Genomic DNA, 9,772 nt, shown 5'->3' with positions numbered 1-9,772 from the left:
TCCAAGCAGCTTGCTGTCCATAACCGCCGTTCCAACAACTTTCCCATGAGGCCTCTAGGTTGGCTTTCTCCTTTAGAGTTCACTGTCCAATATGTTTGACAAACCTACATTCTCTCATGTTTTTTCATGATATAGGCGATAGTGACAAAGCTACATCACCATATTGTCTTCTCGTAATAGATTATCATACCGAATCACGTCTCAACTTCCTCATTACCGTGATACGCATCGTAAAATAACACAGCAGGCCTCCGATTAGGTTGGAAATTGGCTCTGCTATGAATACTCCGTTGACACCTAATCCGCCTACATGCGGCAGCCACAAAGTCAAAGGAACCACTATCACAGCCTTACGCAACAAAGAAAAAAAGATTGCCAAATGCGGCCTATTGAGCGACTTAAATACACATTGTCCGGAAAACTGAAACGCCATCATGACAAAACCGAAAAAGTAAATGTGCAGCGCCGGAACCGCCAGTGTAATCAATTCAGTTTCATGATTGAATATTTTAATAAAAAACATCGGAAAGGCAGATACCAGCCCCCATATAAGCATTGTGTATCCAAACGAAAGCTGCGTCATAAAGCGAATGGCATCACGTACTCGCGCAAGCGCATGCGCACCATAGTTATAGCTAATTATGGGAGAAGCGCCATCCGAAATCGCCATCACCGGTGTCTGGGCAATTTGACGCACAGAATTGATAACCGTCATCACGCTGATATAAATATCCCCGCCAAACTGACGTAGCGTTGCATTACTAGCCACCTGTACCAAGCAATCGGTAAACGACATCACAAAACTGGCTGTTCCCAAAAGCGCAATTTTGCGGATACATTCAAAATCCGGCCGAAAGCCGCGGAAGGACATGGTTAATTCTGCTTTTCGTCCGGTTAAAAAACGCAAAACCCAAATAGCCGACAGCAATTGCGATAAAATTGTTGCCACGGCCGCACCGCGCACACCCATGCGAAACGCAAAAATAAACACCGGATCCAGCACAATGTTGGATACAGCGCCGAGTAATACCGTCAGCATGCCAATGCGCGCAAACCCCTGACTATTGATATATGGATTGAGTCCAAGTGAAGTCATCACAAAAACCGTGCCCAGCAGATAAATAATCATATAGGGCGCAGCATAGGGGTAGGTCGCGTCACTTGCACCAAACAGATATAAAATCGGCTTATGCAATGCAATCCCCAGAACGGTGATCACAAGCCCTGTTACAATCAGCATGAAATAGGCATTGGTCATCACCTTGCATGCGCCTGCTTCATCCTTCTGCCCACGTGCAATGGAGCAGAGCGGCGCACCTCCTAATCCAAATAGATTGGCAAACGCTGTCACCAACGTAATCACCGGGAAACTGATGCCCAGCGCTGCCAACGCGATTGTTCCCTGTCCCGGAATTTTTCCGATATAAATTCTGTCTACGATATTATACAGTAGATTCAGTGCCTGCGCTATCAGCATCGGCGCTGCCACTGCCAATGTACTTTTACGCACGCTCCCTTTGGCAAAATCAATTTGTTTCGCGCTCAATCTGTTACCCCCATCGCAACCGCACCGACCTCACACAAACAAGGGAGGAGCATCCTGCCCCTCCCTCGTCTGCTGCTTTGGCGAGCTATATTTATACTTCCTGATTGCCCATGAGCCAGACCATAACGGCTTTCTGCGCATGCAGACGGTTTTCCGCTTCTTCAAAAATCTCATCCGCATGTGCTTCAAACACCTTCGTGGTGATCTCCTGCTCACGATAAGCCGGCAGACAGTGCTGCACCATACATCCGGGCTTTGCCGCAGCCAGCAGCTCATCGTTGACCTGATAGCCCTCAAACGCCTTCATGCGGACTTCCTTCTCTGCCTCCATACCCATGGACGCCCAGGTATCGGTGATAACTACATCTGCATTTTCTGCTGCCTTCATCGGATCATCCGTAATGGAGAAATCCGGATTGCCATTGGCAAATGCCATGACCTCTTCGTGCGGCCGATAGCCTTCCGGTGTTGCAATAGACACCTTCATGCCGGTCTTCAGTCCCCCTACAATCAACGAATTGGCCATATTATTACCATCGCCGATATAACACATCTTAATTCCATCAAGCACTGCAAACTTCTCACGAATGGTCATCAGATCCGCCAGCACCTGACACGGATGACAAAAATCGGTCAAGCCATTGATAACCGGAATCGAACCATAGTTGGCCAAATCCTCGACTTCCTTCTGCGCATAGGTACGAATCATGATACCATCCAGATAGCGGCTGAGCACACGGGCAGTATCCTGTACCGGCTCACCGCGGCCGATCTGCAAATCACGGTTGGACAAAAACAGCGCCTGTCCGCCCAGCTGGTACATGCCGGTCTCGAATGAGACACGCGTACGCGTGGAAGACTTCTGGAAGATCATGCCGAGACTCTTTCCTTCCAAATGGCGATGGGAAATATTATGCTTTTTTTCGTACTTCAGCTGATCGGCCAGATCGAGCAGACCAACGATCTCCTCCGTTGAACAATCCAGCAGCTTGAGTAAATGCTTCAATCAAAACACCTCTTTCATAATATCGAGCGCTTCGTCCATCTCTTCCTTGGAAATGGTCAGCGGAGGCAGCAGACGAACGGCATTTTTACCAGCCGTAATCGCCAGCACGCCTTTTTCAATCAGTTGATTGGCAAAAGCCGTATGTTTTCCTTCGTCCACGATGATGCCTAACATGAGACCCATGCCGCGCACGCCTCGGATATTGGAAGAACCAAGTGACAGAATCCCGTTTTTCAGGTATTCTCCCTTCTCGCGTACCTGAGTTAAAAATTGCCCGTCTCCAACGGTATCGAGCACAGCATTTGCCGCCGCGCATACAATCGGCGTACCCCCAAAGGTAGTTGCGTGCGTACCAGGTGTTAAAACCTTTGAACAGCTTTCCGCCGCCAGCACCGCACCTATCGGCATACCACCACCAAGGCCTTTGGCCATGGTCACTACATCCGGTCGAATACCGTACTGCTGGAAACAAAACAGGCTGCCTGTGCGGCCGATGCCAGTCTGTACCTCGTCAATAATAAGGAGTAAATCCTTTTCACGGCACAGCGCTTCAACCTGTTTGACAAAATCCGGGTCAAGCGGCAGCACACCGCCTTCGCCCTGAATAAGCTCCATCATCACCGCGCAGGTCATGTCGTCGACCTTTTTGCGCACAGAATCAAAATCGTTTGCTACAGCATAATCAAAGCCTTCGGTAAATGGAAAAAAGTATTTATGAAACCGATCCTGCCCCGTCGCCTTGAGCGTAGTCACAGTGCGCCCATGAAACGAATTGATGAGCGTAACAATCTTATAACGTCCTTCTCCGTACTTATCATACGAATACTTACGCGCAAGCTTGATAGCGCCTTCATTCGCCTCTGCGCCCGAGTTGGCAAAAAACACTTTTCCATTCAGATGTGTCTTTTCCACCAGTTTTTTGGCAACCTGCACCATCGGTGCAGTGGTGAACAGATTAGACACATGAATCAGCTTATGTGCCTGCTGGGTGATGGCATCAATAATCTTCGGGTTGTTATACCCCATGCAGTTGACGCCGATACCCGAAGCCAGGTCAATGTACTTCTTGCCTTCCACATCCCATACAGTCGCACCCTCACCATGATCCAGTGCAATCGGAAAACGGCCGTAGGTATTCATCACATATTGATTTTCCTCAGCCTTGAGTTCTTGATATGTCATTTATTTCGCTTCTTTCTCACTGAAACATCGTGCCAACGCCCACCTTGGACAGCAATTCAATCAAAATAGAATGCTTGACACGACCGTCCTGAATATTTGCCTGATCCACACCCTTACGAACTGCTTCCACGCAGCAATCGACCTTCGGAATCATGCCGCCTTTGATAATTCCGTCACGCATCAGACGCGGCACCTCGGAAACCTTAAGGTTGGTCAGCAGCGTCGATTCATCATCCGGATCGAGCATCAAACCGCGCACATCGGTCAACAAAATGAGTTTTTTCGCGCCCAGCGCCACCGCGAGCTTGCAAGCTGCGGTATCCGCATTGATGTTGTAGTTTGTCTCGTCGTCAATGCCTTGCGCTACCGTCGAAACAACCGGAATATACCCTTGTTCGAGCACATCGATAACCGGCGCCGGATTCACATCTACGATATCTCCTACATAACCATAATCTGTACCGGTGCGGTCGGTCAGGCGCTTGGCCTGAAACATGCCGCCATCCATACCGCCCAGACCGATGCCGCGACCGCCTGCCTTTTCGAGCAGCGTTACAAGGTCTTTGTTGACTTTGCCGCAAAGCACCATCTGCACAATATCCATCGTTTCCCGGTCCGTGTAACGCAGGCCGTTGACAAAACGAGATTCCTTGCCGATCTTTTTGAGCATTTCAGAAATCTCCGGCCCGCCGCCGTGCACCACGACCACTTTGACACCGACCAGATTGAGGAGCACCAGATCGTGAATGACTGCGTCCTTCAGTTCTTCATTGATCATAGCGTTGCCGCCGTATTTCACCACAACAGTCTGGCCGTAATATTTCTGGATATATGGCAGTGCTTCCACCAGTATCTTGGCTTTCAGCTCTGCATCAAGTTGTGTGTCCATCTTGTCTCTTTCCTTTATCTTCTGAATTTATCAGGTGCGGTAATCACCATTGATCTTGACATAATCATAGGTCAGGTCACAGCCCCACGCTGTCGCACAGTCGTCGCCTTCATTTACATTGACTGCAATCACGACTTCATTTTCAGACAGGATCTTTTTAGCGATATCCTCATCAAAATCGACTGCCTCGCCCTTTTTACATACTGTAACACTGCCGACAGCAGAGGAAAAAGCGACCGTAACGTATTCCGGACGGAACGGTGCCTTGGAGTAACCCATCGCGCACAGCACACGCCCCCAGTTAGCGTCCGCGCCGAACATAGCCGCCTTGACCAGATTCGACCCAACAACCGCCTTGGCCAGACGCTCTGCCGCCTCTTCCGAGCGCGAGCCGCTCACTGTACAGGAAACCAGCTTGGTCGCGCCCTCGCCGTCCGCCGCAATCTGACGCGCCAAGCGCGTATTGACTTCGTTCAGCGCCTTGCAGAACGCCTGATAGTCCTCATCCTGCCAGTCAATCAGTGCATTGCCCGCCATACCATTGGCCAGCACAACACACATATCATTGGTTGATGTGTCACCGTCAACCGTAACGCGGTTATATGTCTTGCGCACATTTTCCTGCAAAGCCTCGGTCAGCATTTCATGCGTTATGGCGCAGTCCGTCGTGATAAAAGACAACATGGTACCCATATTCGGGTGAATCATGCCGCTGCCCTTACAGATGCCGCCAATACGGCAAGTTTTGCCGCCGATGGTAAACTCAACCGCCGCAGTCTTGGTACGTGTATCGGTTGTCATAATGGCGAGATTTGCCTTCTCGGATCCGTTCCCTTCCAGCTGGATTTCCGGCAGATGCTCTTCGATGCACTCAATCGGCAGCCGCTGACCAATGACACCAGTGGACGCAACGACAACGTCCCCCTCGTCTATACCGAGCAACTCCGACGCCGCCTTCGCCATCCGGCGAGCATTTTCCATGCCGTCCGGCGCACAAGCATTGGCGTTACCCGCATTCGCGATAATCGCACGTGCCACACCGTTTTCCAGATGTTCCATGGTTACATAAACCGGCGCTGCCTTAACGCGGTTCATGGTATAGGTCGCCGCAGCGGTACATTCGCACGCGCTGAAGATAATGGCAGTGTCATCGCTTACGCGACCCTCCTTGATGCCGCAGCGAATGCTGCCCGCAGTAAAGCCCTGTGCGGCGCACACGCCGCCTTCTATAATTTTCATCGTTTCATTTCTCCTTTACGCATAGCGCAGTCAGGATAATTACAGTGTGAGCCCGGCCGTTTCTTCGAGTCCGAGCATAATATTCATATTCTGCACCGCTGCACCCGACGCTCCCTTGCCGAGATTGTCAAACAGCGCGGTGACGATGGTCTGTTCTTCATGCCCGCACACAATTAACCGCAGGCTGTCATGGCCAGCAAGCGTATTGGCATAAATCACCGGCGCATCGCCGCCGAGCGGTGCCACTGTGACCAACTTCTGCCCTTCGTAATGCTTTGACAGTGCCTCATGAACGCGCTTTGCATCCAGTCCGGGCAGCATGATCGTTGTTGCCATGCCCTGATAAAAGTCGCCTACTACCGGCACAAACACCGGTGCCTGCATCAGTCCACAGACGTATTCCATTTCAGGCAGATGCTTGTGGCGCAGATTCAAACCGTAGATACGTTCGGAATCATGTTTCGGATCTCGACCTACATCTTCATATTCGGCAATCATTTTTTTACCGCCGCCGGAATACCCAGTCAAGGATGAACAGGTGAACGCAAAATCCGCAGGCACAACATCATGCGCGACCAATGGATACACTGAGGAAATAAATCCGCTCGCATGGCAACCGGGGTTGGCAACCCGCTTGGAGCTCTCAATCGCCACACGATGCGCTTTGGATAACTCGGCAAAGCCATAATCCCAGTCCGGATTGGTACGATGCGCGGTGGAAGCATCAATGACACGGGTATCCTGATTCTCAATCAGTGAAACCGCCTCTTTCGCCGCAGCATCCGGCAAACATAAAAACACAATATCCGCAGCATTTAAGAACTTGCGGCGCTCATCCGTATCCTTGCGCTTCTCCTCATCAATCAGCAGCAGTTCAATATCATCCCGCTTGGACAGGCGATCGTAAATCTGCAGACCGGTTGTCCCCTCTTTGCCGTCAATATATACTTTAGGCTTCATCGCCCTCTACCTCCGCGACGAAGTTTTCGATCTTGTCGATCTGGCGGGTAACCTCCTGCGGTGCAGGGCCGCCAATCACTTTTCGCCCTGCCACACAGGTACGCAGATCAAGCGCATCGTAAATATCATCACCAAACTTATCAGAAATCGCGGCAAAGTCGCGCATGGTCATGGTTTCGAGCGTTTCATCCGCCTTGATGCACTGATTGACCAATCGCCCGACCGTCTTATATGCGTCACGGAACGGCATACCCTTCTTGGTCAGATAGTCCGCACAGTCAGTTGCATTGATAAAGCCGCCGGACGCCGCCTTACGCATATTATCCCGGCGCAGCGTCATAGTGGAGAACATAGGTGTAAACACCTCAAGGCACTGCTTGACTGTGTCGATTGCGCCAAATACGGCCTCCTTATCCTCCTGCATATCCTTATTGTATGCAAGCGGTAATCCTTTGAGCACGGTTAGCATCGTGGTCAGCGCACCGTACACGCGACCGGTCTTGCCGCGAATCAGTTCACATACGTCCGGATTTTTCTTTTGCGGCATAATAGAAGAGCCGGTGGAGTAAGCATCGTCCAACTCGATAAACTTGAACTCCCACGAGCACCACGAGATAATCTCCTCGGACAGACGTGACAGGTGCATCATCAAAATCGATAGTGCTGAAAGCAGCTCAACACAGTAATCACGGTCGGAAACACCGTCAAGCGAGTTGTCAGTCAGGCGGGCAAAGCCAAGCTGCTGACGAACAAACTCACGGTCGATCGGATAAGTAGTGGATGCCAAAGCACCGGAGCCGAGCGGCATCTCATCCATTCGTTCCAAGCAGTCCTGCAAACGACCGATGTCCCGCTTGAGCATATTGGCATATGCCATCATGTAATGCGCAAACGTAGTCGGCTGCGCACGCTGCAAGTGTGTATAGCCAGGCATAACCGCATCCAGATTTTCGCGGCTTTTTTTGCACAACGCTTTCATGAACGTGCAGATCATGGAAATAATCTCTTGTATCTCACTTTTGACATACATACGCATGTCAAGCGCGACCTGATCGTTTCTCGAACGGCCGGTATGAAGGCGCTTACCAGTATCGCCGATACGCTCAGTGAGCAGCTGCTCAATGTTCATGTGAATGTCCTCGTAATCGAGCGAGAACTCTACCTTACCATCCTCAATGTCCTTGAGAATACCTTTCAAGCCTTCAACGATTTTCTCAGCCTCGTGTTCCTCAATGATCCCCTGCTTGCCCAGCATCGTGGCATGCGCGATAGAACCTGCTATATCCTCTTTATATAACCGGCAGTCAAACAGGATGGACGAGTTAAAATCGTTTACCACCAGATCGGTTTCTTTCTGAAACCGGCCTGCCCATAATTTTGCCATATTCCGTTACCTCACAAAACACCCGCAGGGCGGCACATCCGGACATGCCGCCCCACAACATTGAATTACTTCTCTACCGACGGGAAATGCTTTCCGGTCTTTTTATACAGGATCTGGTCGTTCAGTGCACGCACCTTGAGCGGCAGACCAAACAGGTTGATAAAGCCTGCGGAATCCGCTTGATCGTAGCAGTCATCCTCATTGAAGGTCGCCATATCCTCAGAATACAGGCTGTACGGCGAGGTGACCGATGCCGGAATGATGTTACCCTTATACAGCTTGAGCTTCACATCGCCGGTAACGGTCTCCTGTGTGGAGTCCACGAATGCGGAAAGCGCCTTGCGCAGCGGGGTGTACCACTGACCGTTATATACCAGCTCGCCAAACTTCATTGCAACCTGCGCCTTATAGTGCGCGGTCTCCTTATCCAGCGTAATCTCCTCGAGCTTCTGATGCGCCGCATACAGCACCGCACCGCCCGGAGTTTCATACACGCCGCGGCTCTTCATGCCAACCAGACGATTTTCAACAATGTCCAGAATACCGACGCCGTTCTCGCCACCGATCTTGTTGAGCTTTTCAATGATAGCAACCGAATCCATTTCTTCGCCATCTACTGCAGTCGGAACGCCTTGTTCAAAGTGAATGGTGACGTAGGTCGGCTTATCGGGTGCCTGCTCGGGCGACACACCCAACTCAAGGAAGCCCGGCCGATTAATCGGCGCCTCGTTAGAAGGTAACTCGAGGTCGAGACCCTCGTGGCTCAGGTGCCACAGATTCTTATCCTTGGAATAATTGGTTTCCTTGTTAATCTTGAGCGGGATGTTGTGAGCTTCCGCGTAAGCAATCTCCTTATCGCGGCTGTTCAGTTCCCAGAACCGCCACGGCGCGATAATATCCATTTGCGGCGCAAACGCATGAATTGCCAGTTCAAAGCGCACCTGATCATTACCCTTACCCGTGCAACCGTGGCAGATGGCATCTGCGCCTTCCTTGAGCGCAATCTCGACAATGCGCTTGGCGATGATCGGACGAGCAAACGAAGTACCCAGCAGGTACTGCTCATAAGTAGCGCCAGCCTTCATGGTCGGGATGATATAATCATCAACGAACTCTTTGGTCAAATCCTCAATGTACAGCTTGGACGCACCGGTCTTGAGCGCCTTCTCTTCCAGGCCCTCCAATTCTCCCGCCTGACCGACGTTACCGGACACCGCAATAACCTCGCAGCCGTAATGCTCCTTCAGCCATGGAATCAGCACCGACGTATCCAAACCGCCAGAGTATGCCAGAACAACCTTGTTATATTTCTTTTCCATTTCTCTTGACCTCCATACCTATCATTTTTTCGACTGTTTCATTATACTCCCTATGCCATCGTTTGGCAAGAATAATTTATAAATATTTTATTATATGTATATTTATTCATTTTGTGCATTTTATCTGCCAAAGAATGTAGGTTTGTCAAACATATTGGACAGAGAACTCTAAAGGGGAAAGCCAACCCAGAGGCCTCATGGGAAAGTTATTGGAGCAGCGGTTATGGACAGCAAGCTGCTTTGTGAA

8 protein-coding genes are annotated in these 9,772 nt (G+C 50.6%); all 8 read right to left on the bottom strand.

Annotated features, from left to right (window positions below; translation table 11 throughout):
• Positions 1-184: 184 nt before the first annotated feature.
• Positions 185-1,546 (bottom strand): MATE family efflux transporter, encoded by a 1,362-nt coding sequence (locus tag ACTQ3V_RS14810; RefSeq protein WP_441468194.1) that lies wholly within the window; start codon positions 1,544-1,546, stop codon positions 185-187.
• Between the two features lie 91 nt (positions 1,547-1,637).
• A complete protein-coding gene (gene argF / locus ACTQ3V_RS14805; protein WP_441468193.1) occupies positions 1,638-2,552 on the bottom strand; it encodes an ornithine carbamoyltransferase in 915 nt (304 codons plus the stop codon).
• Entirely contained in the window at positions 2,553-3,734 is a 1,182-nt protein-coding gene (locus ACTQ3V_RS14800) for an aspartate aminotransferase family protein (protein WP_441468192.1), read from the bottom strand.
• A gap of 16 nt (positions 3,735-3,750) precedes the next feature.
• Positions 3,751-4,623 (bottom strand): acetylglutamate kinase, encoded by an 873-nt coding sequence (gene argB / locus ACTQ3V_RS14795; RefSeq protein WP_297282574.1) that lies wholly within the window; start codon positions 4,621-4,623, stop codon positions 3,751-3,753.
• Between the two features lie 30 nt (positions 4,624-4,653).
• Positions 4,654-5,862, bottom strand: a complete 1,209-nt coding sequence (gene argJ / locus ACTQ3V_RS14790; protein ID WP_441468191.1) for a bifunctional glutamate N-acetyltransferase/amino-acid acetyltransferase ArgJ — start codon at positions 5,860-5,862, stop codon at positions 4,654-4,656.
• 39 nt (positions 5,863-5,901) lie between these two features.
• Positions 5,902-6,822: an N-acetyl-gamma-glutamyl-phosphate reductase gene (gene argC, locus ACTQ3V_RS14785; protein ID WP_441468190.1), complete on the bottom strand. Its 921-nt coding sequence runs from the start codon at positions 6,820-6,822 to the stop codon at positions 5,902-5,904.
• A complete protein-coding gene (argH, locus tag ACTQ3V_RS14780) occupies positions 6,812-8,206 on the bottom strand; it encodes an argininosuccinate lyase (protein ID WP_441468189.1) in 1,395 nt (464 codons plus the stop codon). The genes argC and argH overlap by 11 nt, the downstream gene beginning before the upstream one ends.
• Positions 8,207-8,271: 65 nt before the next feature.
• Entirely contained in the window at positions 8,272-9,525 is a 1,254-nt protein-coding gene (locus ACTQ3V_RS14775; protein ID WP_441468188.1) for an argininosuccinate synthase, read from the bottom strand.
• Positions 9,526-9,772 lie beyond the last annotated feature (247 nt).

Origin of the sequence: Candidatus Agathobaculum pullicola (genome assembly GCF_052117205.1) — a bacterium.
Classification (GTDB): domain Bacteria; phylum Bacillota; class Clostridia; order Oscillospirales; family Butyricicoccaceae; genus Agathobaculum; species Agathobaculum pullicola.
The sequence above is the reverse complement of the archived record's forward strand: the minus strand, read 5'-3'. Positions and strand labels throughout refer to the sequence as shown.

Bases quoted from the DNA above. Each gene is read 5' to 3' on its own strand.
- ACTQ3V_RS14800 (WP_441468192.1), bottom strand. From the start codon at position 3,734: ATGACATATCAAGAACTCAAGGCTGAGGAAAATCAATATGTGATGAAT.
- argB (WP_297282574.1), bottom strand. From the start codon at position 4,623: ATGGACACACAACTTGATGCAGAGCTGAAAGCCAAGATACTGGTGGAA.
- argJ (WP_441468191.1), bottom strand. From the start codon at position 5,862: ATGAAAATTATAGAAGGCGGCGTGTGCGCCGCACAGGGCTTTACTGCG.
- argC (WP_441468190.1), bottom strand. From the start codon at position 6,822: ATGAAGCCTAAAGTATATATTGACGGCAAAGAGGGGACAACCGGTCTG.
- argH (WP_441468189.1), bottom strand. From the start codon at position 8,206: ATGGCAAAATTATGGGCAGGCCGGTTTCAGAAAGAAACCGATCTGGTG.
- ACTQ3V_RS14775 (WP_441468188.1), bottom strand. From the start codon at position 9,525: ATGGAAAAGAAATATAACAAGGTTGTTCTGGCATACTCTGGCGGTTTG.